Below are 22,767 nucleotides of genomic sequence, written 5' to 3'. Positions count from 1 at the left end.
ACGGGCTTCAAGGCCCAAAGATGCTCCGGTCTCTCGTCCGCCACCGCACCTGCTGCAATAGCAGAGTCGGCAAGGGACAAGTTACAAGGATGCCGGCAGGCAGGTGAGGGGCGGCGCCAGCGCTCGGGAGCGCGATCGGACGAGCTCGGAAGCCTAAGGCCCTGTTTCCGTTTCCAACGAAACAGCGAGACGCCAAGACAATGCTCAATAACCGGCTTTGATCTTCTCGAACTCGGCGATCATCTTGAGCTTGAGCGCGGAAGGCACCGGCGACTGGAACAGCGTCTTGTCGACGAATTTCTGCACGTCGTCGTAGCCCTTTTCCTTCAGGACGGCCTGGTCGACGCCGGCCATGCCCTTGGCATTGGCCTGACCGTAGCCCCAGTCCTTGACCAGCACTTTGGCGACGTCCGGATCGTTGATCGCATTGAGATAGTCATAGGCTTTGTCGACATTGTCCGGCGCATCCTTGAACAGGACATAGCCGCACACCCAGGTCGAGATGCCTTCGGCGGTATCCTTCTTGGATTTGATCGGCGCGCCGGCCGCGACCGACTGCACCGTCGCATCGTTCCATGCCCAGGCGAGATCGACCTCGCCGCCGCTCAGGAGCTGCACGATGTCGGTGGTGTCGGTCCAGTAGGAGCGGATATTCTTGTGCACCTGGCGCAGGAAGTCGGACGCCTGCTTGAACTGGTCGTCCGTCATCATGGTCCAGTCCTTGAGCCCGATGGCAAGGCTCGCCAGCGCATAGGCGTCGTCGACATTGTCGCCGATCGAGACCTTGCCCTTGAACTTCGGATCGGCGAAGGCCTTCAGCGACTGCACGTCCTTCTCGTCGACCTTGTCGGAATTGTAGGTGAGCTGGGTGTTGCCCCAGTCCCACGGCATGAACCAGGCCTTGCCGTCGGCGGTGGTGGCGAGATCCTTCATCGCCATGATGCCGGGATTGAGGTCCTTCCAGCCCGTGATCTTCGACGTATCGAGCGGCTGCAGCAGGCCGGCCTCGCGCCACTTCACCACGCTTTGCGAACAGGGGTGGCCAAGATCGGACTTGAAGCCGGAGCGCACCTTTTCGAAGGCCTCGTCCTCGTCGCCGAAGAAGGCGAAGGTCGGCGAATCGCCGTTCTTCTCGACATATTTCGAATGGAAGGTCGGGTCCTCGTAACCCGACCAGTCGAAGACGATCAGGTCCTTGTCGGCGGCAACCGCCAGCGCCGCCGCGGAAGCGGCGAGCACACCGGTCAGTGCCAGGGTCAGCGTCAGGCGTCGGCTCAGGGTTCTCATTGCTGTTCCATCCTCCTTGTCGTTTCCGCCGGCTCGGTCGGCCGGCTTTTTTCTCACTGGTAGTGTCTGGGAAAGGCCGCCGCCAGGAACGCATTCGCCGCCTGCAGCGCGGTCTCGCGGGTGGTGTCCTCTGTCCCCATCATCAGCCGCAGCCACAGTCCCTCGAGCATGGCGCTGAGCGCCAGCGCTATGACCGGGGGATCATAAGTGTAGCCACCGCTCTCCTTGAGCGTCGCACAGAGATCGATGAAGACCTGCTGGTAGTAATTGTCGCGCGAACTGCTGAGCGCCTGGTAGGTCGGCCGCGACTTGGCCTCGCCCCAGAAGGCCAGCCATGCCGCGAGCTTTCGCTTGTTGCAGATCGAGCGGTCGAAGTCGGCCCACACCAGCAGTTGCAGCTGCCTTGCAGGATCATCGCCAGCCTTCTGCAGGGCCGCGCGCCAATGCGCCGAATACTCGTCATACATGTGCTGCAGCGTGGCGATCAGCAGCTTTTCCTTGCTCTCGAAATGGAAGTTGACGATGCCGCGCGACAGGCCGGCGCCGTCGGCGACATCGGCCATCGTCGTCTCCGCGTAGCCGCGCTTGGCGAGCGAATCGATCGTCGCCTCGATCAGTTGCAGCTGCCTGACCTCCTTCGAGGCCTTGCGGCCGCGCTTTTCGGCGTCGCCCTTTGGTGACGGTTCGGGGACAACATCGCTGGCCTCTGCAGTCTTCATGAGCGTCACGGCCTCCAGCATCGCCGGCTATCCAACCGGCTTCCAACCGCGCAGATGAGTGGGACGGTGCTCACCACTGTCAAGCACCTTCTGCATCGCCTCCCAGGTATGGATGTTCTTGTCGACATAGGCGGCACCCACCACGGCGGCGACAGGCCAATATAGCGGCCCCTTGAGCCGCGCCAGCTCTTCGCGCGCCACGTCGCGATACCAGGGATTGCGGTCGCGCACGGCGACGTCGGCAAAGCCCGCCCGGCGCATCGCCTGCGCATAGCGCGCCGGCGAGGCCATGGTGAAGGACAGGCCTTCGGCCGCGACATAGGCCTTCATGTCCGGCGACGGCTCGCCGTCGTGCGCAATCATCCAGTTCGACGCGGCGAAGACGCCACCCGGCTTCAGCACGCGAAAGATCTCGGCGAACAGCGCGTCCTTGTCGGGCACGTGCAGCAGCGCATCCTTGGAGAAGACGACATCGAAGGATGCGTCAGCGAAGGGAAGCGGACCGGGCGGCGCCTGGACGAAGCTGACGCGCTCGCCGACAGCTCTCGCGGCCGCCCGTTGCCTCGCGGCCTCGATGACGGGCCCTTCGACATCGAAGCCGGTCGCATGTGCCGCGCCGTGACGCTTGACCAGATGCAGCGTGATCCCGCCGGCGCCGCAGCCGATGTCGAGGACCGTCTTGCCCTCCAGCGACAGGCCTTCGACCACCCGGTCGACCTCTTCGGGTCCGCCCGGCGACAGATAGCCCTCGCCCCAGAGCGCCTCCAGGAAGCGAATGGCGGTGTCGTCGTACTCCGGCTCGGCGTCCGCCGTTTCGATCATCGGATCTCAACCCAAGATTTCGAAAGTGGCCAGTTCCAATTGCCCGCAAAGCCTAGCGCATAAACAGGAAAACGCAACACCATTTGTTGAACATTCATTCAAAATAGCTGGACAGAAATCCGTGATCCGTGCCAAATTCGACGCATCGGGGAACAGACCACACAAAAAGAAGGGCAGCCGGATGGAGGTTGAGCGCACATGAAGGCGTGGGATGCGATCGTCATCGGCGGCGGCCACAACGGCCTGGTCAATGCCTGTTACCTGCAGCGCGCCGGACTCGACGTGCTGGTCGTCGAGAAGAACGACTGGGTCGGGGGCGCGGCCACCAGCCGCGAGCTGACGCCGGGCTTCCTCTATTCGAACTGTTCCTACGTCTGTTCGCTGTTTCGGCCCGAGATCATGCGCGACCTGGAGCTGCCGCGCTTCGGCCTGCAGGTGATCTCCTATGACGGCGGCGCGGTGTTCACACGCGACGGCGACTATCTCGCCAACTACCGCGACCACGATGCCCATCGCCGCGAGTTCGCCCGCTTCTCCAGGCGCGACGCCGAGGCCTATGACCGCTATTCGCGCGACGTGACGCGGCAATGCCGCTTCATCCAGCCGCTCTTGATGCGCACCGCGCCCGACCCGACCAGTTTCAAGCCGCGCGACCTCGGCGAATTGCTCTTTCTGGGGAAGAAGTTCGCTGGCCTAACGGCCGAGGAGATGGCGCTGACCTTGCGCTTCTGGACGATGTCGATCTCGGACTTCCTCGACGAGTATTTCGAGACCGACGTCATCAAGGCTAACTTCGCGCTATCCGGCATCATCGGCACCGCGCTCGGGCCGATGTCGCCGGGCACGGCCTACGTGCTGCTGCACCACTATATGGGCGAGGTCGACGGCTCGGTCGGCGCCTGGGGCTATGCGCGCGGCGGCATGGGCGCCGTCACCAAGGCGCTGGCCGCGTCCTTCAGGGCCTCCGGCGGCACCATCCGCACCGGCGCCGAGGTCGATCATGTGCTGGTCAGGAACGGCAGGGCCAAGGGCGTCGTGCTCGCCGGCGGCGAGGAAATCTACGGCAAGCTCGTCATCTCCAACGCCGACGTCAAGCGCACCTTCCTGAAGCTGGTCGAGGAAAGGGAACTGCCCGACATCTTTCTGCGCCGGGTCAGGAACTTCAAGATCCGCGGCTCCTCCGGCAAGGTCAACATCGCGCTGGATTCGCTGCCTGAATTCCCGGCCCTGCCCAAGGATTCGCCGGTCTATCGCGCCGACATGCACTTCACCGATTCCATCGAGCGCATGGAGCGCGCCTATGACGACTGGAAGGCCGGTCGCTGGTCGGCCGACCCCTTCCTCGACATGATGATCCCGACCACGCTCGACCCGACCATGGCGCCGCCGGGAAAACATTTCATGAGCTGCTTCGTGCAATACGCGCCGCCGAAGATTGACGGCCGCGACTGGACCGATGCCGACCGCGACGGCTTCGCCGAAAGCGTGATTGCGCAGATCGCCGCATACTCGCCCGGCTTCCGCGACCGCATCGTTCATATGGAAGTGCGCACGCCGCGCGAGATCGAAGCCGAGGTCGGCCTCACCGAAGGCAACATCTTCCAGGGCGAACTGACCTTCGACCAATTGCTGTTCAACCGCCCGGTGCCTGGCTACGCGCAATACCGCTCGCCTGTGGGCGGGCTCTACATGTGCGGCTCCTCCACCCATCCGGGCGGCGGCGTCATGGGCGCGCCCGGACGCAACGCCGCCGCCGAGATCCTGCGCGATCTTGCCAAGCCAACCTCACATATGAGCCCGGCCCATGACGTCATCTGAAGTGAATTGGGATGCCATCGTCATCGGCGGCGGCCACAACGGCCTCGTCGCCGCCGCCACGCTGGCGAAATCGGGCCGCAAGGTGCTGCTGCTCGAAGCCGGCAGTGATCTCGGCGGCGCCGCCCGCACCGAGGAATTTGCGCCCGGCTTCCGTGTCTCCGCGGTCGCCCACCTGCTCAACCGCCTGCATCCCGATGTGGTGAAGACGCTGGAGCTGGAGCGGCACGGCCTCAAGGTCGAGCGCGCCGATTTCATGCCTTCGGTGGCGCTGTCGAAGGACGGCTCGCTGGTGCTGCACGGCGCCTATGGCGAGGTGCTGACGGGCGCCAGCCCCACCGAGCAATCCGCCTGGAAGGAACTGCGCGCGCAGCTGCTGCGATATGCCGGCGTGCTGAAGCCCTTCCTATCGCGCCGGCCGCCGGATCTTGCCGGCATGTCGATCGCCGAGATGACCGGCCTCGGCCAGACCGCGCTGGCGCTGAAGCGGCTCGGCAAGGAGGACATGCGCGACTTCCTGCGCGTGCTTTTGATGAATGTTTACGACCTGCTCGACGAGCAGCTTTCGGACGACAGGCTGAAGGGCCTGCTCGCTTTCGACGCGACGCTCGGCTCCCATCTCGGGCCGCGCTCGCCGACCTCGCTGCTCGGTCTCTATTACCGGCTGGCCGGCGAGATCGGCGGCCTTGCCGGCGCGCAGATGCTGCCGAAAGGCGGCATGGGCGCCGTCGTCACCGCCATCCGCGCGGCGGCCGAGCAGGCTGGCGTCTCGATCCGCCCGGCATCGCCGGTCGCCAAGGTCGTCGTCGAGAAGGGCCGCGCCATCGGCGTCGTCACGCAAGGCGGCGAGACGCTGCGGGCAAAGACTGTCGTTTCCGCCACCAATCCGGCGACGACCATCCTCGATCTCGTCGGCCCGCGCGAGGTCGACACGGGCTTCGTGCGCAAGGTGAAGAACATCCGCATGAAGGGCGACGCGGCGAAGCTGCATCTGGCGCTCGACCGACCGCCGCAATTTTCCGGCGTCGACGCCGCCGGCCACAAGGGCCGGTTGGTCATCGCGCCCTCGCCCGACCATGTCGAGCGCGCCTTCAACCCGTCGAAATACGGCGAGTTCTCGCCCGAGCCGGTGATGGAGATCACGCTGCCCAGTCTGGCCGATGTTTCGCTGGCACCCTCCGGCGCCTGCGTGCTCTCGGCAGTGGTGCAATATGCGCCCTATGCGCTGAGAGCGGGCTGGGCCGCCGGCAGGCCGCAATTCCTCAAGGCGATCATGGCCCAGCTCGAGACCTACGCGCCCGGCATCGGCGCGACAGTGCGCCATGCCGAGCTTCTGACGCCCGCCGACATCGAGGCGCGCTACCGCATGCCCGGCGGCCACTGGCACCATGGCGAATTGCAGGCCGACCAGATGCTGATGTCGAGGCCGGTCTCCGGCTGGTCGGGCTACGACACCCCGCTCGAAGGACTGTTCCTCGCCGGCGCCGGCTCGCACCCGGGCGGCGGCATTTCCGGCGCGCCCGGCCTCAACGCCGCGCGCCGCATCATCGCGATGAGGGCATGAGCATGGCGCAAGCAACCAGGAAGAAGCCCATCGCAAGCGAGGTGGACACCGCCCTCGAAGCCCGCCTCGCGGCGCAACCGCATTTCCGCACGCTGCGGCTCGGCACGCCCTTCCAGCCGCGCATCGACGCGCTGGGCTTGAAGCAGGACTGGTACAGCTGGGCCGGCTATCGCGCCCCGCACTCATTGTGGGACGAGGAACTCGAATATTTCGCCATCCGCAGCCAGGCGGCCCTCTTCGACATCTCGCCGATGACGAAGTACCGCATCGAGGGGCCGGGCGCCGAAGCCTATCTCGACCGCGTCACGCTGCGCGACGTGACCAGGCTGCAGCCCGGCCGCGTCCACTACACCGCCTGGTGCGACGATGACGGCTTCGTGCTCGACGACGGCACCCTGTTCCGGCTGTCGCCGACGCGCTTCCGCCTCTGCTCGCAGGAGCGGCATCTGCCCTGGCTGCTGGACAGCGCGATCGGCTATGAAGTGAGCATCGAAGAAGAGACCGAAGCGGTCGCCGGGCTTGCGCTGCAAGGCCCGACCTCCTTCGCCATCCTCCGCGACGCCGGCTTCGCCGGCGTCGAAAGGCTGAAGGTTTTCGACCTCGCCGAATTCGCGCATGACGGCGCCACCGTGACGATCTCGCGCACCGGCTTCACCGGCGATCTCGGCTACGAGCTGTTCGTGCCGGCGGACAAGGCGCTCAGCCTCTGGGACCGGCTGATGATGGCAGGCGAGCTGCGGGGCATCCGCGCCATCGGCTACACGGCGCTGAATCGCGCTCGTCTCGAAGCCGGCCTGATCGTCGCCAATGCCGACTTCACCACCTCCGAGCATGCCATCCGCGCCGACCGCCTGCGCATGCCGGACGAGATCGGCCTCGGCTTCCTGGTCGATCCCGAGAAGGGGCACTTCAACGGCCGACGTGCCATTTTCGAAGCGCGGACGAAGAAGAAGCTGCGCCACGTGCTGGTCGGGCTTGAGATCGAGGGCAACATCCCGGCCGAGCATGCCATCGTCTACTATCGCAAAAGCCAGGAGGTCGGGCTGGTCAGCGCCGCCATGTGGTCGCCGATGGCCAAGCGCAACATCGCCATTGCGTCTTTGCAACGGCCCTATGGCGATACGATCGTGGACGACCTCTGGGTCGAGATCTACGCCATGCGCGAGCTGCAGTACCAGAAGCTGATGAAGAAGGCGAAGGTGGTGCAAAGGCCCTTCATCAAGCTCGACCGCCGCACCGCCAGCCCGCCCGCGGATTTCTGACATGGCAAGCGAAGCGGAGAATCTGGATGCGGAGGCGGAAGCCGCCGATCAGTGGCAGCTGGTCAACACGCCGCTCGGCGAACCGTGGTCCGGCCGCACCCGCTATGCGGCGGCGATGTTCTTCTTCAAGCGCGGCGAGATGAATGCCGAGACGCTCGAAGTCTACCGCATCTGCGCCCGGCTCGATTCGGAAAATCCGCTGCCGATCATCCGCGACCGCAGCGTCGGCAAGGACTGGCTGAAGCGCATCGGCTTCGAAGAGGGCGCGCTATGCGCTTCGCTACGCTTGCACGCCACGGCTCACAGCCGCGAGCTTGTTGCCGTCCGGATCGCGCACGTAAGCTGCGTAGAAGTCCCGGCTGTAGTGCAATCGCAGGCCGGGCGCACCTTCGCAACTCCCGCCATTGGCAAGGGCTGCAGCATGGAAATCATCCACTTCCTTCCATGATCGCGCTCTGAAAGCGACCATGCTGCCGTTGCCTGTTGTCGCTGCCTGCTTGTCGAACGGCGTTCCGACCCAGAACGCGAGCTCCCGCAAACCGCCTTCCTCGTACGTGCCCCAACCCGCCGACGCGCGATCCCAGTCCGGATCGCCGGTGATGCAACGTTGCATGCCGAGGGGCGCCAAAGCCGCGTCATAGAACGTCGTGGCGCGTTTCAAGTCGTTGGTGCCGAAGTAGACATAGGTAAGCATGGCGCACCATCGGCGTTTACAAAGTAGTGAAGTCGGCCCGCATCACCCTATCGTCTTTTCCAGCACCCTCAACCAGTTGCGATAGGCGATCTTCTCGATCAGCGCTCGCCCAAAACCGCGCGCGGCCAGCGCGTCGATAAGCTTGGGCAGGCCGGCGACATCGCCGATGACGGCCGGGATCATCGCGCCGTCGAAATCGGAGCCGAGCCCGACGCCATCCTCGCCGAGCGCCTGCAGCAGCGAATCGATGTGGCGGACCATGATGTCGAGGCCGGTGTCGGCATTCATCTTGCCGTCCTCGCGCAGAAAGCCGGTGGCGAAGTTCAGGCCGACCATGCCGCCGGTCTCGCGGATCGCGCCGAGCTGCCAGTCGGTCAGGTTGCGCGAATGGCCGCAGATCGCGTGCACGTTGGAGTGGGTCGCGACCAGCGGCGCATCGCTCAAGCCCGCGACATCGCGAAAGCCCTTCTCATTGAGATGCGAGAGGTCGATCATGATCCTGAGCTGATTGCAGGCCTTGACCAGAGCCTTGCCGGCATCGGTGAGGCCGGGCCCGGTGTCGGGCGATGACGGGAAGCGGAACGGCACGCCGTTGCCGAAGGCATTCGGCCGGCTCCAGACGATGCCCAGCGAGCGCAGGCCGGCGGCGTGCAGCACATCGAGCATGGCAAGCTCGGGGTCTATCGCCTCGACGCCTTCGATGTGGAACACCGCCGCGATCGAGCCCTTCGCCATCGCCTCGCGCACGTCGCCGGCGCTGCGGCAGACGGTCAGTGCGCCGGCGCGTTCCAGCCTAAACAGGATCGAGGCCATGCCGATGGTCGAGGTGATCGCCTCGGCGCGCGGCAGCTCCGGCGGCAGCGGCTCGTTGTCGCTCGGCGCCGGCGGCACGGCGCTGCGCTTGGTCTTCTCGATCGGCGGCGGGAAGATCGCGAACATGCCACCGGCAAAGCCGCCCTTCTTCGCCCGTGGCAGATCGATATGGCCGCCCGGCGTGCCGTCGATGAACAGCTTTTCGACATCCGCTTCCTTCGACTGGTAGAGCCTGAGCAGCGTGTCGTTGTGGCCGTCAAAGACGGGGATGAGGTCGGTTGCGGTCATCAGGAGGCCATTGGCTTGAGGTGGCGGGCCGCGGACGGCGAGTGCGTCCGCGGACGATACCTCTACTTAGGCAAGATGGCTAAATCGCGCAAATGCCAGTGGCGTGTTCGCATTTGTGGCTGAGGCGTGTTCTCCTTCTCCCGTTGTGGGAGAAGGGGGAACTTGCTACCGCTTCAGCACGTCGGCCCATTCCGGATGGCGGCGGAACTGGGCGTTGGCGAACGGGCAGAGCGGGATGATCGTCTTGCCGGCCGCGCGCGCGTCCTCGACGGCGCGGGTGACGAGGCGAAGCCCCGCGCCCTGGCCGCGAAACGCGTCAGGCACCTCGGTGTGATCGATGATCAGCTGATGCTCGCCGATTTTGGTGAAGGTCATCTCGGCCTCGGCGCCGCCGGGCCCACGCAGGACATAGCGGCCCTTGGAGCCGCGATCCTCCAGTTCGACCTCGGGCAATTGATCAGCCATTGCTACGCTCCTTCAACCGGCAGGCCGGCAAAGAGCTGCCGCGCCGCCTCGATTTCATTCGGCCGCACTTCGTGCCCGCCATCGTGCCATTCCACAGTGACAGCGGCGCCGTCGGCGCGCAAATAGGCCTCCAGCCGCGAAGTCAAATTGGGCGGGCAGATCGGATCGCGCCTGCCGGCCGTAATCAGCACATGACGGCCGGCGAGGCTGCCTTTCACCTGCGGCTCGAACGGGATCAGCGGATGCATCAGCACCGCCGCGTCGAACAGGCCGGGTTCCGCGAATGCCACCGACGCCAGGATGTTGGCGCCGTTGGAATAGCCGAGCCCAAGCACCGTCGAGGGCTTTGCCGCCTCGACATGCGCCTTGATGAAGGCAGCCATCTTGCCGGTCGCCCGCGCCAGGTCTTCCATGTCGTAGACCCCCTCGCCGGTGCGGCGGAAGAAGCGGGCGGCACCCTGCTCCGACACATCGCCGCGCGGCGACACGATGCTTGCCGAAGGCACCAGCTCGCGTCCCAGCGATACCAGCTGGTTCTCGTCGCCCCCGGTTCCATGAAAGACGAAAAGCAGCGGACTGCCCGGCGAACCGGGCAGCAGCTTGTGAGTGTAGGTACCCTTGCTCATGGCTCAGTCTTCCAGTTTCTGCAGGTGCTGTTCGAGATAGGGCCGCAAATGCTGGTGCTGCGTCGGCAGCTTCAGGGCCTCGCCGAGATGCGCGGTGTCCTCGTCGCGGTCGAAGCCTGGCTCGTTGGTGGCCACCTCGAACAGTACCCCGCCCGGCGTGCGGAAATAGATCGCCCAGAAATAGTCGCGGTCGATCACCGGCGTCACCTGGTAGCCGGTGTCCATCAGCGCCTTGCGCACTTCCAGTTGCCTGGCGCGGTTCTCGACCGCGAAGGCGACATGGTGGACCGAGCCGGCGCCGAGATTGGCAAACGCCGCGCCCGGCAGCGATTCGATGTCGACTATGTCGGCGCCATTGCCGTTCTTGACCGCAAGCCGGCGGACGTTGCCGGACTTGTCGACCTCCTGATAGCCCATGAACTTCAACAGCTCCTCGGTGGCGCCGCCATCCCTCAGGCGAAGCTGCACCGAGTGGAAGCCGCGGATCGCCTCGTCGGCGGGAACGCCGCCCTTCGCCCAGGGTGCGCGGCCGTCGGCCTTGTCTTCGACGAGCGCGAAGCCGTCGCCGTCGGGGCCGGCGAAGGCGAGCCGCTTCTCGCCGAACGTCTCTTCGCGCGACAGGCCCGCGACGCCTTCATCGGCAAGGCGCTTCTCCCAATAGCCGAGCGTGCCTTCCGGCACCGAATAGACCGTCGTGCCGACCTCGCCCACCCCATGCCGGCCCTTGCCGATATTGGGGAACGGGAAATAGGTCATCACCGAACCCGGCGTGCCGACCTCGTCCGCATAGTAGAGATGATAGACGTCGGGCGCGTCGAAATTGACGGTCTTCTTGACCCGGCGCAGGCCGAGCTTTTTGGTGAAGAATTCATTGTTCCGGCGCGCATCGCTGGCCATCGAGGTGACGTGATGCAGGCCCTTGATCTGGTCGAGCATTTTTCTGCTCCTTCCCTTTTGCTGGTGCGGCCCTCGCCGCTGTCCACGCCAATATGAGGATAGGCACGGCCGCGGCAAAGGAGGCAAACACAGAATGGACTGTGCTGTAAAAGTGAACGATATCGCATCATTTGTTCACCAATCAACAGAGATGCGCGGCCTTGCGCGACGGCCTGAATTCGGCTCCATAAGCGGCATGCCGGATGAGGAGACAAACGCTTGGCCAGCATGAGCGAACGCCCCAACATTCTCCTGATCACATGCGACCAGTGGCGCGGCGATTGCCTGTCGGCGGCCGGCCATCCGGTGCTGAAAACACCGAATGCCGATGCACTTGCCGCCGAAGGCGTGCTGTTTCGGCGCCACTTTGGCGGGGCAGCCCCTTGTTCGCCGGCGCGCGCCTGCCTCTACACCGGGCTCTACCAGATGAACAACCGCGTCTGCCGCAACGGCACGCCGCTCGATGCCCGCCACGGCAACATCGCGCTTTCGGCCCGGGCCCTCGGCTACGACCCGACGCTCTTCGGCTATACTGATGTCTCGCTCGACCCGCGCCTGCTTGCGCCCGGCGACCCCAGGCTGAGAACCTATGAGGGGGTCCTGCCCGGCTTCACCGTGCGCCAATTCCTGCCCGAGCATCAGAAGCCTTGGCTGTCCTGGCTGAGCGCCCAGGGCATCGACTCCAGTGCCGGCCATCCTGACGTCCACCGCCCGGTTGGCGAACCGAGCGACCCCGTGACCAATGCGCCACCAATTTACTCGCAGGACCAGACGCCGACGGCTTTCCTGGCCGGCGAGTTCATCCGCTGGCTGGGCGAGCAGGAGCGTGGCGCGCCCTGGTTCGCGCATCTCTCCTTCATCAGCCCGCACCCGCCCTTCATCGTGCCTGAGCCCTACAACGCCATGTATGATCCGGCCGACGGCCCCGCTTTCAGTCGCGCCGGGTACTGGCAGGCCGAGGCGGAAAGCCACCCGTACCTCGCTTACGATCTCGACCGCCGGATGAGGCAGAACTTCCGCCCCGGCGCCGAAGGCAAGGTGCGCGACTGGGGTGAGGACAATATCCGCGCCATCCGCGCCATTTATTACGGCATGATCTCCGAGGTCGACGCGCAACTCGGACGCCTTTGGCAGGCGCTCAAGGCGGCGGGAGCCTGGGACGAGACCGTGATCGTGCTGACCTCCGACCACGCCGAGATGATGGGCGACCATTTCATGCTCGGCAAGGGCGGCTTCTTCGACGGCAGTTACCACATCCCGCTGATCATCCGCGACCCGCGCCTGGGCCATGCGGCCGGCGGCAGCGTCGATTGCTTCAGCGAGGCCGTCGATATCCTGCCGACCCTGCTCGATCTCCTCGGCGAGGATCCGCCACCGCATCTCGACGGCCGCTCACTGAAACCGTTCCTGGAAGGCGCTGCGCCGCGCGATTGGCGCGACGCAGCGCATTGGGAATTCGATTTCCGCTCGGTGGCCGATGGCGAGGCCGAGCGCCACTTCGGCATCGGCTCGCGCCAGTGCAACCTCGCCGTCATCCGTTCGCAAGACTTCAAATATGTGCATTTCGGCGGCGGCCTGTCGCCCCTGCTGTTTGATCTGAAGAAGGATCCCGGGGAGCTGACCAACGTCGCCAACGATCCCGCCTATCTCGCGGTGCGGCTGCAGTTTGCCGAAAGGCTGCTGGCCTGGCGGGCGGAGCATCTCGACCAGTCGCTGGCGCTGGCGGAGCTGACGGAGAATGGCGTGGCTGGATATGTGAGTAGGCAGTAGGCAGTAGAAAGCTCATTTCCCTACTGCCTACTGCCTACTGCCTACTGCCTACTGCCACCCAACTCCTATTGCCTACTGCACCTTCATCCTCTGCTGGTCACGCTTCTCGGCGTAGCTGCCCTTGTCGTAGGCCGCCTGCGCTTCAAGCTGTTCCTTGGTGAAGGTGGTGTAGAGATATTTCTTGCCGTCCTTGTCGGTCATGAATTTGAGGTTGTCCATGCCGACAGCGACTTCCTTTTCGCCGATGCCGAGGAAGCCGCCGACATCGACGATCACCGCGTCCGGCTTGTTCTCGGGCGTCAGCACGACGTCACCGATCTCGCCGACCTGGACATCGTTGGCGCCGTAGACGGTCGTCCCTTTCAGGTCGTCACCCCGGATCTCGCCGACCGGCATCTCCGTCAGCGTCGACTTGTCGATCGCCGCGGTCTGCGTCGGGTCGGTGGTCTTGGCTTCAGGGGTTGCCGGCGCTGCCGGGGCCTCGGCCGTCTTTTCGGCCGGCGCCGGAGCGGTTGCGGTTGGAGCGGCGGCCTTTGGCACCTCGGCCGACGCGGTGGTTGCCGGCGCCGGATCATAGGCCTTGCGGTTGAAGTCCGGCTGCGCCTGCAGCTCTTCCTTCGTGGTCTCGGCGACCAGCCAGCGATCACCGTTCTTTTCGGCCCACTTGGCCTTGGCGAAGTCGAAGGCGACGTTCTTCTCGCCTATGCCGAGGAAGCCGCCAACACCGATGACGAGCGCCTCGGCCTTGCCGTCCTTGGTGAGCACGATGTCGTTGACGTCGCCGATGTTCTGCGCGTCGTCGGCGGTGCCGTTGTAGACGGACTCGCCGATGATGTTGGTGGCGAGGTTGCCATCTGCCTTCTTCACCGGCTCAGCCGAAGCGGCATTCATGTCGACAGGCTTCTGCGCACCGGTGCCTTCCGTCGTGGTCGCCGGCGCCTGCGCTGTCGTGTCGGTCTGGGCGGCCGGTGCCGGATCATAGGGCTTCCTGTCGAAGTCCGGCAGCGCCGTCAGGGCTTCCTTGGTGGTCTCCGCGACAAGCCAGCGGTCTCCGTTCTTCTCGACCCATTGCAGCTTGTCATAGTCGAAGGCGACGTCCTTTGCTCCTATGCCAAGGAAACCGCCCACGCCGATGATGGCGGATTTTGCCTTGCCGGTCTCGTCAAAGACGACGTCGCTGACCTTGCCGATATCCTGGGCATCGTCGGCGGTGCCGTTATAGACGGATTCGCCAATGATGTTGGTGGCGAGGCTGCCTTCGGCGCGCATCACGGGAACGGCCGGCGCTTCGTTCTGCGTGGCCGGCGCGGGCGTCGTTGCGGTTTGCGCCTGGACGCCGGTTGCTATCAGCGTGGCGAGCGCGGTGGTCGCAAAAAGGGTGCGGATCATAATGCTTCCTCCTCGTGCATGATTTTCGGGCACACCGCAGGGTCGCTGGAAGAGCGGCCGCGGCGCTTCTACAGATTCACAACGTCGTGACCAGATCGTTGTTCCGAAAAAGGCGCTTCCCGCTCCGGACAAGCCCATGAAATTGCTGGCCTGGCTGTCGTGTTTCGGCGGACCCTGGAACCTTTCTCCGGGCATTCCGTTTCAGCCTGGGGCTGAGCCCTGCGGCTCGGTGAGCGAAATGGAGTGGGGCATGCGATTTGCGGCGGTGCTGAACCGGGACGGCGGCACGTTGCGGACCACCGATCTTTCCGGCTTCTGTGACCGGCTGCGCCAGACGCTGGAGGCGGCCGGCCATTCCATCGACGTCGATGTCGTTGCCGGCAAGGACATTGCGGCGGCCTTGCAGAAGGCGGTCCAGCGGCGCGGCATCGACGTCGTACTGGCCGGCGGCGGCGACGGCACCATTTCGACCGCGGCCGGCCTGCTGATGAACCGCAAGACGGCACTGGCCATCCTGCCGGCGGGCACGATGAATCTCTTCGCCCGCGGGCTCGGCGTTCCGCAGACCTTGGATGCGGCGCTGAAATCCTTTGCCGATGGCGAGGTGATAGAAGTCGATATGGCGAGCGCCAATGGCCGGCCTTTCGTGCACCAATTCTCCATCGGCCTGCACGCCAAGATGGTGCAACTTCGCGAGGGCATGGAATTTGGCTCACGCCTCGGCAAGATGCGGGCCTCGGCGCGTGCCGCCTGGGCGACGATCAAAAACCCGCCGGCCTTGAAGGCGACGCTTACCATCGGCGAGGCGGAAATCGTGACCCGAGCCACCGGCATCGGCGTCACCAACAACCTGTTCGGCGAAGGTCACCTGCCCTATGCCGACAATCCCGCCGGCGGCGTGCTCGGCATCTACATCTCGGTGGCGCGCAGGCGCGGCGAACTGGTCAGGGTCTTCTTCGACATGGCGCGCGGCAAATGGCGCGACAGCGCCCATGTCGAAATCCATCAGGCGGAGAGTGCGAGACTGAAAATCCATGCCGCGAGCAGCAAATACCGCGCCGTCATGGATGGTGAGCTGGTCAAGCTCGAACGCGAGACCGAGATCGCAATTCACCCCGGAGCGCTAAAGGTGCTGGTCCCGTCTCGCATCGCACGGGCGGAGGCGGCGTGATGCATAGCGAAACGACATCGGCGCGACCGCTAGCCCTTCGGCCCCTGTTCGGTGGTCGGAGCCTTGATCACTTCGCCGTAAATCTCCGCGACCCCCCAAGCGACGAATGCCAGAAGCAGGCCTGCGACGAGGATCTTGAGCACGTTGACGCCCCAGCGTCCCTGACGGGCTTTCTCCTCGGGGATGATCTTGGTCATGGTCGGCCTCCGTATCGTTTGGCACCGGCCGGCGCGTCTGGCAGAATATGGTCGGGTAACGGTTCCTCGCCGCGAAGGTTCCGGAGCCTGGGGCGTAGGCATTTGTCGGCGCGGCGGCCGCTGGCTGCGGGACGCTGCATTTGGGGGCTTGGTGGATAGCAGGGTTCGCAAAACGCCGGGACTGCCGGCCGACGTCCTTGGCGCCGTGAAGGCGCAGGATCGACTTGCCGTGCTTCACGGTCTGCTTGATACGGCGCCCGATCCTGATTTCGACCGCATCACAGCTCTTGCCGCCACTGTGCTCCAGGCGCCGATCGCGCTGATCACCCTGGTCGACGCCGAGCGCCAGTGGTTCAAGTCGAGCCTTGGCCTCGACGAAACCGAAACCACCGCGGGAATGCCCTTCAGCGCACATGCCATCGCCGCCGGCGACGAGCCGATGGTGGTGACCGACGCGACCCTGGACCCGCGCTTCGCCGCCAGTCCCGCAGTCAGCGGCAAGCATCGGATCCAGTTCTATGCCGGCGTGCCGATGGTCGTGGCGGGCGCCCGTATCGGCACGCTCTGCGTGCTGGACCGCAAGCCGCACGCCTTTCCGTCCGCAGACCAGCTCGGCCAGTTGAAGGCACTGGCCGAACTCGCCGCCAGCCTGTTCACGCTGAAGGACGCCACCCGCAGCGGCGCTATCGCAAAGGAGGCCCTGGCACAGGAGGAAAAGCGTCGCGCCATCGCCCTCGACGCCGCCTCGCTCGCCAGCTGGGCATGGGACATCCGCACCGACATCATCGAATGCGACGTCCTGCTGTCCGAACTTTTCGACCTGCCGCGCTCGAACCGGCTGAAGGCGCGCGACATACTGGCGGCCATCGATCCGCGCGACGTCTATCAGACCGAGACGCGCTTTCGCGACGCGCTGACCGGCAGCGACGACTATTTCGGCGAATACCGGGTGAAGGGCATCTACCCGCCGCGCTGGATCGCCACCCGCGGCCGCGTCATCGAACGTGACAGTGACGGCAAGCCGACGCTGATCTTCGGCGTCAACTACGACATTACCGAGCGCAAGCTCGGCGACGAGCGCCAGCGCCTGTTGCTGCGCGAGCTCAACCACCGCGTCAAGAACACCCTGGCCACGGTGCAGGCGCTGGCCACGCAGACCGTTCGCCACGCCCGCCAGCCGAGCGAATTCCTGGAAGCCTTCGGCGCCAGGCTGCAGGCGCTGGGCGCCGCCCACAATCTCCTGTCCGACCGGGAATGGCGCGGCATCGGCATCCACGAACTGGTGCAGATCGAAGCCAAGCCGTTCGACAGCGCCGCGCAGCCGCGCATGACGATCACCGGAGAAGACCTGCTGCTGACCCCCGACCAGGCAGTGGGACTTGGCCTGATCCTGCATGAGCTGGCGAGCAATGCCCTGCAATACGGCTCGCTGTCGGTCGCCACCGGCAGGGTCGAGCTCGGCTGGAAGACGCAAGGCAGGAAGGGTGCCCATCATCTGGTGCTGACCTGGCGTGAAACCGGCGGCCCGCAGGTGGAGCCGCCGGACCGTCACGGCTTCGGCTCGATCCTGATCCGCCGCAGCCTGGCCAAAATCATTTCCAGCGCGGTGAAGCACGAGTTCCGCCCGGAAGGCGTCTTTGCCGAAATATCGATACCGCTCGAGGACCTGCCGAAATAGCCCAGGGCACGGTGCGTCGGAGCGGATTCACGCTCGCGCTCCGTTCTAGTCCGCATCGTCGGCGTCACGATCCGGTCCGGCATTCTCGCGGTAGATGGCGTAGGCGGCGAGCGCGATCGCCGGGGCGAGAACGGCGCCGAGCCCGCCCTTTCCCTTGAGCAGGACGGGCAGGGCAGCGAGCGCGGCGGTGATGCCGAGCGCCTTCATGTCGGCACTGCGCTGTCGCGCCCGGCGCCGCGCGCGCAGGCCCGCCGACAGCCGGTAAACGATGAGGACCGATCCGGCGATCACCAGGAAGCCGACGCCGAAACCCAGCGAGGCCGCCATCGGGCCATAAAGCCCGGCGATCCAGATGTAGGCCGCGCCGATGAGAAAGCCGACGCCGCACATCGCTGCGAGCGTGACGATGATGTAGACGACCGCCGCGGTCCGCGCGCGGCCGAGGGCCGCCAAGGCCTCGCCGGAGGCGAGAGCCGAAATCAGCGATGCAAGCATTGCCATTGGGTGGGACTAGCGCCGCGCCAGAAGCGCGAACAGGAAGCCGACGCCCGCCGCGATCGCCAGCGAGGTCACCGGCTTTTCGCGCACATTGGCAACGATCTGCGCCTCGATATCCTTGGCATTCCCGCGCAACCCTTCGAAGGCGGCCTCGCCCTGAGCGCGCAGTTGTTCGACGCCCTCGGTGGCCGCCCGCCGCGCCGTTCCGTAGCCGTGCTCGCCGGTCTTGGCCAACTGCTTGGTCAGTTTTTCGATGTCGGCCTTCAGTTGCCTGATGTCGGCTTCGAGGTCCGGACTCGTCCGGCCGTCTGTCGCGTTTTTTCCTGCGGCGGTCGCCATAGCTTAACTCCTTGCGTTTGCTTGCTTTCAACGTCCAACATACGGCAAGGTTCCTCGCCAAAAAAGTGGACTTGGCGAAGCGCTCCGGCGCCGCGGCGCCCTATCCGAACCGCGCCTTCCTGTCTCATCAAAACTTCATCGGCGCTCCGACACAACTTTTTAAATGACAGCTCGCCCGATAGCGCCCATGACTGCCTCTTCAGGAAGACATTATCGCAAGGAGACTTCGCTAGGTGCCATTGCTTGACGGATTGCGGATTCTCGTCCTCGAGGACGAATTCCTGATCGCCGCCGACGTCGAACAGCTGTGCCGCGACTATGGCGCCGGCGAGGTGGTTGTTGCCGGCGACCTTGCGGAGATCGAGCCGGAGCACGTGGCCGCGCAATTCGATGCCGCCATCGTCGACCTGATGCTGAGCGGCACCTCTACCCTCGGCTTCGCCTCGCGGCTGCGCGAATCGGGCCTGCCCTTCATCTTCGCCTCCGGCCACTCCGAGGTGGACGAATTGAAGACGGCCTTTCCGGAGATCCGGCTGGTCAGCAAACCCTTCTCCGGCGAGGACCTCGTCGAAGCGGTGGCGGCGGCCTGCGGCCGCGGACCGCTCGCCTGAGCGAGCAACGCCACGGTTTTTAAGTCCGGAATTCGTCAAACAGGGATAGAGCGGTAGGCGGCCGGACAGTCAGGCGGCGTTCGACCCCGTCACTTGCGCCGAGATCGCGTCCGGGCCGTACTCGTCTTCGCCCGAGATTTTCAGGATCTCCTGCAGCCTGGCGCGGGCGCGGCTGACTCGGCTCTTGATCGTGCCCACGGCACAGCCGCAGATTTCGGCCGCCTCCTCGTAGGAAAAGCCCGACGCACCGATCAGGATGATGGCTTCGCGCTGATCCTCCGGCAACTGTTCGAGTGCGCCGCGAAAGTCCTTGAGGTCGAGTTGGCCGTGCTGGGCCGGATGGACGGCGAGCCTCGCCGTCATGATGCCGTCGCTGTCCTGCACCTCGCGGCCGCGCTTGCGCATCTGCGAGTAGAACTCGTTGCGCAGGATGGTGAACAGCCAGGCCTTGAGATTGGTGCCCGGCTGGAAGCTCTCATGCTTGTCCCAGGCCTTGACCAGCGTTTCCTGCACCAGGTCGTCGGCCTTGTCGGCGTTCTGCGTCAGCGACACGGCAAAGGCGCGCAGACTCGGGATCGAGCCGAGCAGGTCGGTCTTGAAGCTCTGCGAGACGGCCGCCATGCCTCAGTCCTTTTTCCGCGCGGGCTCGGCCTGCTCAAGCTCGCTGAGCAGTTGGGCGAAGCGGTCCGGCACGTGGTCGGAGACCAATTCATCGTAATATTGCTTGAGTTTGCGGCCGATTTCCGAGTTTGGCCCCAAGGGGTCGCCGGAAACAACCCGACGCCGTCCCGCGGCGCCGGCCGAAGTGTCTTTCGTCATGTCCTTCATTTCGCCCTTTATTTCCAGCACCCTGGCCGCCCCTAACATACAACGCAAAGCGGCCCCCTCATCTGGTTGCCCATCCCGATCTCAAACGTCGTCCCCTTATATTAGTTCCATCGCAACCGGAACTTTTTCGGCAAGCCGGCGTTTGGCTCCTCGGGGCTTGCAATCAGCTTGGCCAGCCACCTATGCAATAGCCACCTGATGCAATTGCGTCATCTGAGGGAGACGTCCAACATGAGCCTGTCCGCCACCATCACGCCGCACCTTCCGTTCCTGCGCCGCTTCTCGCGCGCGGTTTCCGGATCGCAGGAGAGCGGCGATGCGCTGGTCGCCGCGATGCTCGAAGCCATCATCGCCGATGTCGATATCTTCCCCCAGGCATCGAACGACCGCATCGCGCTGTACAAGGTTTTCGCGCGGCTCTTCACCTCGATTGCCATTCGCGTTCCGCAGGAACATGCGCAATCGGCATGGGAGCAGCGCGCGGCCGCCAATCTGAACGCGATCGCCCCTCGCCCCCGCCAGGCCTTCCTGCTGGTTGCGGTCGAAGGCTTCAGCGAAGACGAGGCGGCCGAGGTCCTGGATGCCGACGAACAGGAATTCTCCGACCTGCTCGCCCAGGCGAGCAACGAGATTTCCCGCCAGGTGGCGACCGACGTCCTGATCATCGAGGACGAGCCGCTCATCGCCATGGACATCGAGGAGATGGTCGAGAGCCTCGGCCATCGCGTCGTCGGCACCGCGCGCACCCATGCCGAGGCGGTGACGATTTTCGGCAAGACCAGGCCGAAGATGGTGCTGGCCGACATCCAGCTCGCCGACGGCAGCTCAGGCATCGAGGCCGTGAACGAGATCCTATCCTCGACGCCGGTGCCGGTGATCTTCATCACCGCTTTTCCGGAGCGTCTGCTGACCGGCGAGCGGCCGGAACCGGCCTTCCTGGTCACCAAACCGTTCAACCCGGACATGGTCAAGGCGCTGATCAGCCAGGCGCTGTTCTTCGATCGGCAGGCCAAGGCCGCGGCGTAATCCAGGAGCGCCGCGCGCGCCTGGGCCATCCGCCATTCCACTTGAGAATGAAGCTTTCGGCGCGTCTGCGACGGGCGTCGCCGAGAGGCTTGGGAATTCGCGTCTCACCCCCCTTCCAGGGATCGTCTTTTTCGGCAAAGGGTGGAACAAACGCCAACCACCCACGTTTTTACCGCAGCATAGGAAGGAGACGGATCATGCTTTACTGGGCGCTCGTTTTTCTCGTCGTGGCGATCATCGCCGGTGCGCTTGGTTTCGGCGGCATCGCCGGCACCTCCGCCGGCATCGCGCAGATACTATTCTTCATCTTCCTCGCGTTCCTGATCATCTCGCTGGTCGCCGGACTGTTCAGACGGGCGTGACGGCGAGGCTCGACCGAACACTGGAAGCCGCACCCCTCAAACGGTTTCCAGCCACCGCCGGGCGGTATCCTCCAACGAGATGCCGCTCGGCGGACCGCATCTGGATCCTCATTTTCGGGAACCCATTTTGCAGTAAGCCGTTCAGCTTGAGCTCGGTGGCAAGCGATCGATGCGTTCCAAGGCCTCAAACATGAGCGACAGCAGACAGGGCGAAGAGGTCATCGCCCTGCATCCGGCCGAAAGCGGAATGCAGCTTGGCCGGGCGCTGCTTCACGCGCTGCACAATGCCGGCATTTCCGTTCTCTATCAGGACCGCGAGATGAAGACGGTCTGGGCGCGCAACATGCGCGCGCCGTGGGCCACCGACACGGCCGACAGCAACGGCATACTGCCGCCCGCCCAGGCCGAGCGCATCGGCGCCGCCAAACGCGGCGTCATCGCCTCCGGCAAGCCGGAGCGGCTCGAGCTTGGCGTGCCGGGCGAAGACGGCGTGCGCTGGTTCCAGGTCTGGATCGACGCCGACCACGGCGAGGGCGGCGAAGTGCAGGGCATCGTCACCACCATGGTCGAGACCACCGAGCAGAGGCGACGCGAGCAAACGCTGAAGACGCTGCTGCGCGAGGTCAGCCACCGCTCGAAGAACCTGCTCGCCATCATCCAGAGCATCGCCACCCAAACCGGCCGCTATTCCGGTGCATCGGGTGATTTTCTGCCGCGCTTTCGCGGCCGGCTGCAGTCGCTGGCCTCCTCGCAGGATCTGGTCACCTCCTCCAATTGGCGGGGCGCAGCCCTTCACGAGCTCGTCTCCGGCCAGGTTGGCCGCTACGCCGCCGACCCGGAGCGCAGCCTGCGCCTCGAGGGCGAGAACCCCTATCTCAATCCCAACGCCGCCCTGCATATCGGCCTGGCCATGCATGAGCTTGCCGTCAATTCAGTGAGCTATGGCGCCCTGTCGCGGCCGGACGGGCGCGTCGAGTTGACCGCGAGGCTGACGACCGACGCCGGCGGCGAGCCGGCCTTGTCGCTGACATGGTGCGAAGCCATCGGCGCCCGCGACGTCAGTAGCAGCGAGAAGCGTTTCGGCAGCGTCGCCCTGGAACGTGTCGTGCCGGCATCGCTCAACGGCACGGCGACGCTCGAAATCATCGGCGATCGCCTCGAATATCGCCTCGTCATCCCCAAGGGCAATTTTGCCACGGACTGACTTGCTCGGCGCCGCGCCACGGGCGCGCCGGCAAGACCCTTAACCGGCTGTTCACCATAAAGTCCGATGCTGTTCTTCCCAGATGGCGCTGCAACTTGCCAGGGCCTGAGGCCCTCGCCGGTTGCAGCGCGACAGGGAGGGTGGGTCCGTGACGGTTGCCGACATGAACAGGCTGGAGCAGGCCGCTCGCGTCTCGATGAGCGGGTTCCAGGATGCCGAAGCTCCGGCCTCGGCCTCATCCAGCGTCTCCCATCCCCTGCTTCGCCTGGCCGCTGCCGTCATCCTGCTCGCGGCCATCGCGCTGACGCTGGCGATGCAGTTCAGCTGACGTCCCGCCATCTGCTCGCTCCCGCCCGCCAATTATTCGAGGGCGACACCGCTGCCGCAGGAACTTTGCCGGTTT

Annotated in this window: 25 protein-coding genes and 1 pseudogene; 12 read left to right on the top strand and 14 right to left on the bottom strand. The window is 65.1% G+C overall.

What is annotated here, in order from left to right:
* Positions 1-204 precede the first annotated feature (204 nt).
* From EN846_RS22965 to EN846_RS22955, 3 genes are read right to left on the bottom strand one after another with little or no spacing between them, the layout of a single operon-like run.
* Positions 205-1,287, bottom strand: coding sequence for an ABC transporter substrate-binding protein (locus EN846_RS22965; RefSeq protein ID WP_127393300.1), 1,083 nt, complete (start codon positions 1,285-1,287; stop codon positions 205-207).
* Positions 1,288-1,340: 53 nt separating this feature from the next.
* On the bottom strand, positions 1,341-2,006 hold the full coding sequence (gene betI, locus EN846_RS22960; protein ID WP_245493295.1) for a transcriptional regulator BetI: 666 nt from the start codon (positions 2,004-2,006) through the stop codon (positions 1,341-1,343).
* 27 nt (positions 2,007-2,033) lie between these two features.
* Positions 2,034-2,828, bottom strand: coding sequence for a methyltransferase domain-containing protein (locus tag EN846_RS22955; protein WP_127393301.1), 795 nt, complete (start codon positions 2,826-2,828; stop codon positions 2,034-2,036).
* Between the two features lie 198 nt (positions 2,829-3,026).
* Here EN846_RS22955 and EN846_RS22950 point away from each other — a divergent pair, with 198 nt between their 5' ends.
* The 4 genes and pseudogenes from EN846_RS22950 to EN846_RS22935 all read left to right on the top strand — a co-directional run.
* Complete coding sequence (locus EN846_RS22950) at positions 3,027-4,646, top strand: NAD(P)/FAD-dependent oxidoreductase (RefSeq protein ID WP_127393302.1); 1,620 nt, start codon at positions 3,027-3,029, stop codon at positions 4,644-4,646.
* The gene (locus EN846_RS22945; RefSeq protein WP_127285282.1) at positions 4,633-6,207 is read left to right on the top strand and encodes an NAD(P)/FAD-dependent oxidoreductase; all 1,575 of its coding nucleotides are present in this window, start codon (positions 4,633-4,635) and stop codon (positions 6,205-6,207) included. The genes EN846_RS22950 and EN846_RS22945 overlap by 14 nt, the downstream gene beginning before the upstream one ends.
* Before the next feature lie 2 nt (positions 6,208-6,209).
* Positions 6,210-7,469 (top strand): aminomethyltransferase family protein, encoded by a 1,260-nt coding sequence (locus tag EN846_RS22940; RefSeq protein WP_127394135.1) that lies wholly within the window; start codon positions 6,210-6,212, stop codon positions 7,467-7,469.
* Between the two features lies 1 nt (position 7,470).
* Positions 7,471-7,728 (top strand): annotated as a pseudogene (locus EN846_RS22935) (hypothetical protein); the annotation flags it as partial.
* Between the two features lie 21 nt (positions 7,729-7,749).
* On the opposite strand, the gene EN846_RS22930 reads toward EN846_RS22935, so the two are convergent.
* From EN846_RS22930 to EN846_RS22910, 5 genes are all read right to left on the bottom strand, one after another.
* Positions 7,750-8,163, bottom strand: coding sequence for a VOC family protein (locus tag EN846_RS22930; protein WP_127285284.1), 414 nt, complete (start codon positions 8,161-8,163; stop codon positions 7,750-7,752).
* 42 nt (positions 8,164-8,205) lie between these two features.
* Positions 8,206-9,264 carry a dipeptidase gene (locus EN846_RS22925; RefSeq protein WP_127285285.1) on the bottom strand — a complete coding sequence of 353 codons (1,059 nt, stop codon included), beginning with the start codon at positions 9,262-9,264 and terminating at the stop codon, positions 8,206-8,208.
* A 165-nt stretch (positions 9,265-9,429) separates the two neighbouring features.
* A complete protein-coding gene (locus EN846_RS22920; RefSeq protein ID WP_127309889.1) occupies positions 9,430-9,729 on the bottom strand; it encodes a GNAT family N-acetyltransferase in 300 nt (99 codons plus the stop codon).
* Between the two features lie 2 nt (positions 9,730-9,731).
* Positions 9,732-10,355, bottom strand: a complete 624-nt coding sequence (locus tag EN846_RS22915) for an alpha/beta hydrolase (RefSeq protein WP_127392020.1) — start codon at positions 10,353-10,355, stop codon at positions 9,732-9,734.
* Positions 10,356-10,358: 3 nt separating this feature from the next.
* Positions 10,359-11,291: a VOC family protein gene (locus EN846_RS22910; protein WP_127392021.1), complete on the bottom strand. Its 933-nt coding sequence runs from the start codon at positions 11,289-11,291 to the stop codon at positions 10,359-10,361.
* A gap of 228 nt (positions 11,292-11,519) precedes the next feature.
* Here EN846_RS22910 and EN846_RS22905 point away from each other — a divergent pair, with 228 nt between their 5' ends.
* The gene (locus tag EN846_RS22905; RefSeq protein ID WP_127392030.1) at positions 11,520-13,061 is read left to right on the top strand and encodes an alkaline phosphatase family protein; all 1,542 of its coding nucleotides are present in this window, start codon (positions 11,520-11,522) and stop codon (positions 13,059-13,061) included.
* A 72-nt stretch (positions 13,062-13,133) separates the two neighbouring features.
* On the opposite strand, the gene EN846_RS22900 is transcribed toward EN846_RS22905, so the two are convergent.
* Positions 13,134-14,450 (bottom strand): PRC-barrel domain-containing protein, encoded by a 1,317-nt coding sequence (locus EN846_RS22900; RefSeq protein ID WP_127392022.1) that lies wholly within the window; start codon positions 14,448-14,450, stop codon positions 13,134-13,136.
* A 250-nt stretch (positions 14,451-14,700) separates the two neighbouring features.
* On the opposite strand from EN846_RS22900, the gene EN846_RS22895 reads away from it, so the two are divergent.
* Positions 14,701-15,621: a diacylglycerol kinase family protein gene (locus EN846_RS22895; protein WP_127392031.1), complete on the top strand. Its 921-nt coding sequence runs from the start codon at positions 14,701-14,703 to the stop codon at positions 15,619-15,621.
* A 29-nt stretch (positions 15,622-15,650) separates the two neighbouring features.
* On the opposite strand, the gene EN846_RS35235 is transcribed toward EN846_RS22895, so the two are convergent.
* On the bottom strand, positions 15,651-15,818 hold the full coding sequence (locus EN846_RS35235) for a hypothetical protein (RefSeq protein ID WP_187331436.1): 168 nt from the start codon (positions 15,816-15,818) through the stop codon (positions 15,651-15,653).
* Between the two features lie 151 nt (positions 15,819-15,969).
* Between EN846_RS35235 and EN846_RS22890 the strand changes: the two genes are divergently transcribed.
* Positions 15,970-17,496 carry an HWE histidine kinase domain-containing protein gene (locus tag EN846_RS22890; RefSeq protein WP_187331437.1) on the top strand — a complete coding sequence of 509 codons (1,527 nt, stop codon included), beginning with the start codon at positions 15,970-15,972 and terminating at the stop codon, positions 17,494-17,496.
* 45 nt (positions 17,497-17,541) lie between these two features.
* Here the strand turns inward: EN846_RS22890 and EN846_RS22885 are convergent, their stop codons facing one another.
* Both EN846_RS22885 and EN846_RS22880 read right to left on the bottom strand, forming a co-directional pair.
* Entirely contained in the window at positions 17,542-17,997 is a 456-nt protein-coding gene (locus EN846_RS22885; RefSeq protein WP_127392024.1) for a hypothetical protein, read from the bottom strand.
* Positions 17,998-18,006: 9 nt separating this feature from the next.
* Entirely contained in the window at positions 18,007-18,333 is a 327-nt protein-coding gene (locus EN846_RS22880; RefSeq protein ID WP_127392025.1) for a DUF883 family protein, read from the bottom strand.
* Between the two features lie 239 nt (positions 18,334-18,572).
* Here EN846_RS22880 and EN846_RS22875 point away from each other — a divergent pair, with 239 nt between their 5' ends.
* The gene (locus EN846_RS22875) at positions 18,573-18,944 is read left to right on the top strand and encodes a response regulator (protein ID WP_127286212.1); all 372 of its coding nucleotides are present in this window, start codon (positions 18,573-18,575) and stop codon (positions 18,942-18,944) included.
* 69 nt (positions 18,945-19,013) lie between these two features.
* Here EN846_RS22875 and EN846_RS22870 read toward each other — a convergent pair whose 3' ends face one another.
* Together EN846_RS22870 and EN846_RS22865 are read right to left on the bottom strand one after the other, a co-directional pair.
* A complete protein-coding gene (locus tag EN846_RS22870) occupies positions 19,014-19,565 on the bottom strand; it encodes an RNA polymerase sigma factor (RefSeq protein WP_126057999.1) in 552 nt (183 codons plus the stop codon).
* 3 nt (positions 19,566-19,568) lie between these two features.
* Positions 19,569-19,772: a NepR family anti-sigma factor gene (locus EN846_RS22865; RefSeq protein WP_187331438.1), complete on the bottom strand. Its 204-nt coding sequence runs from the start codon at positions 19,770-19,772 to the stop codon at positions 19,569-19,571.
* Positions 19,773-20,003: 231 nt separating this feature from the next.
* Here EN846_RS22865 and EN846_RS22860 point away from each other — a divergent pair, with 231 nt between their 5' ends.
* The 4 genes from EN846_RS22860 (at position 20,004) to EN846_RS22845 (ending at position 22,692) form a co-directional block, all read left to right on the top strand.
* Entirely contained in the window at positions 20,004-20,798 is a 795-nt protein-coding gene (locus EN846_RS22860; RefSeq protein WP_127310416.1) for a response regulator, read from the top strand.
* A gap of 197 nt (positions 20,799-20,995) precedes the next feature.
* Positions 20,996-21,160, top strand: a complete 165-nt coding sequence (locus EN846_RS22855) for a DUF1328 domain-containing protein (protein ID WP_127287283.1) — start codon at positions 20,996-20,998, stop codon at positions 21,158-21,160.
* Between the two features lie 169 nt (positions 21,161-21,329).
* Positions 21,330-22,364: a sensor histidine kinase gene (locus EN846_RS22850; protein WP_127392026.1), complete on the top strand. Its 1,035-nt coding sequence runs from the start codon at positions 21,330-21,332 to the stop codon at positions 22,362-22,364.
* A 148-nt stretch (positions 22,365-22,512) separates the two neighbouring features.
* Positions 22,513-22,692, top strand: a complete 180-nt coding sequence (locus tag EN846_RS22845) for a hypothetical protein (RefSeq protein ID WP_127392027.1) — start codon at positions 22,513-22,515, stop codon at positions 22,690-22,692.
* Positions 22,693-22,767 lie beyond the last annotated feature (75 nt).

The sequence above is a fragment of the Mesorhizobium sp. M4B.F.Ca.ET.203.01.1.1 genome, from assembly GCF_004791025.1.
Lineage (GTDB): Bacteria > Pseudomonadota > Alphaproteobacteria > Rhizobiales > Rhizobiaceae > Mesorhizobium > Mesorhizobium abyssinicae.
The sequence above is the reverse complement of the archived record's forward strand: the minus strand, read 5'-3'. Positions and strand labels throughout refer to the sequence as shown.

Coding starts and splice junctions, on each gene's coding strand:
- EN846_RS22965 (WP_127393300.1), bottom strand. CDS start 1,287: ATGAGAACCCTGAGCCGACGCCTGACGCTGACCCTGGCACTGACCGGT.
- betI (WP_245493295.1), bottom strand. CDS start 2,006: ATGAAGACTGCAGAGGCCAGCGATGTTGTCCCCGAACCGTCACCAAAG.
- EN846_RS22955 (WP_127393301.1), bottom strand. CDS start 2,828: ATGATCGAAACGGCGGACGCCGAGCCGGAGTACGACGACACCGCCATT.
- EN846_RS22950 (WP_127393302.1), top strand. CDS start 3,027: ATGAAGGCGTGGGATGCGATCGTCATCGGCGGCGGCCACAACGGCCTG.
- EN846_RS22945 (WP_127285282.1), top strand. CDS start 4,633: ATGACGTCATCTGAAGTGAATTGGGATGCCATCGTCATCGGCGGCGGC.
- EN846_RS22940 (WP_127394135.1), top strand. CDS start 6,210: ATGGCGCAAGCAACCAGGAAGAAGCCCATCGCAAGCGAGGTGGACACC.
- EN846_RS22930 (WP_127285284.1), bottom strand. CDS start 8,163: ATGCTTACCTATGTCTACTTCGGCACCAACGACTTGAAACGCGCCACG.
- EN846_RS22925 (WP_127285285.1), bottom strand. CDS start 9,264: ATGACCGCAACCGACCTCATCCCCGTCTTTGACGGCCACAACGACACG.
- EN846_RS22920 (WP_127309889.1), bottom strand. CDS start 9,729: ATGGCTGATCAATTGCCCGAGGTCGAACTGGAGGATCGCGGCTCCAAG.
- EN846_RS22915 (WP_127392020.1), bottom strand. CDS start 10,355: ATGAGCAAGGGTACCTACACTCACAAGCTGCTGCCCGGTTCGCCGGGC.
- EN846_RS22910 (WP_127392021.1), bottom strand. CDS start 11,291: ATGCTCGACCAGATCAAGGGCCTGCATCACGTCACCTCGATGGCCAGC.
- EN846_RS22905 (WP_127392030.1), top strand. CDS start 11,520: ATGAGCGAACGCCCCAACATTCTCCTGATCACATGCGACCAGTGGCGC.
- EN846_RS22900 (WP_127392022.1), bottom strand. CDS start 14,450: ATGATCCGCACCCTTTTTGCGACCACCGCGCTCGCCACGCTGATAGCA.
- EN846_RS22895 (WP_127392031.1), top strand. CDS start 14,701: ATGCGATTTGCGGCGGTGCTGAACCGGGACGGCGGCACGTTGCGGACC.
- EN846_RS35235 (WP_187331436.1), bottom strand. CDS start 15,818: ATGACCAAGATCATCCCCGAGGAGAAAGCCCGTCAGGGACGCTGGGGC.
- EN846_RS22885 (WP_127392024.1), bottom strand. CDS start 17,997: ATGGCAATGCTTGCATCGCTGATTTCGGCTCTCGCCTCCGGCGAGGCC.
- EN846_RS22880 (WP_127392025.1), bottom strand. CDS start 18,333: ATGGCGACCGCCGCAGGAAAAAACGCGACAGACGGCCGGACGAGTCCG.
- EN846_RS22870 (WP_126057999.1), bottom strand. CDS start 19,565: ATGGCGGCCGTCTCGCAGAGCTTCAAGACCGACCTGCTCGGCTCGATC.
- EN846_RS22865 (WP_187331438.1), bottom strand. CDS start 19,772: ATGAAGGACATGACGAAAGACACTTCGGCCGGCGCCGCGGGACGGCGT.
- EN846_RS22860 (WP_127310416.1), top strand. CDS start 20,004: ATGAGCCTGTCCGCCACCATCACGCCGCACCTTCCGTTCCTGCGCCGC.
- EN846_RS22855 (WP_127287283.1), top strand. CDS start 20,996: ATGCTTTACTGGGCGCTCGTTTTTCTCGTCGTGGCGATCATCGCCGGT.
- EN846_RS22850 (WP_127392026.1), top strand. CDS start 21,330: ATGCGTTCCAAGGCCTCAAACATGAGCGACAGCAGACAGGGCGAAGAG.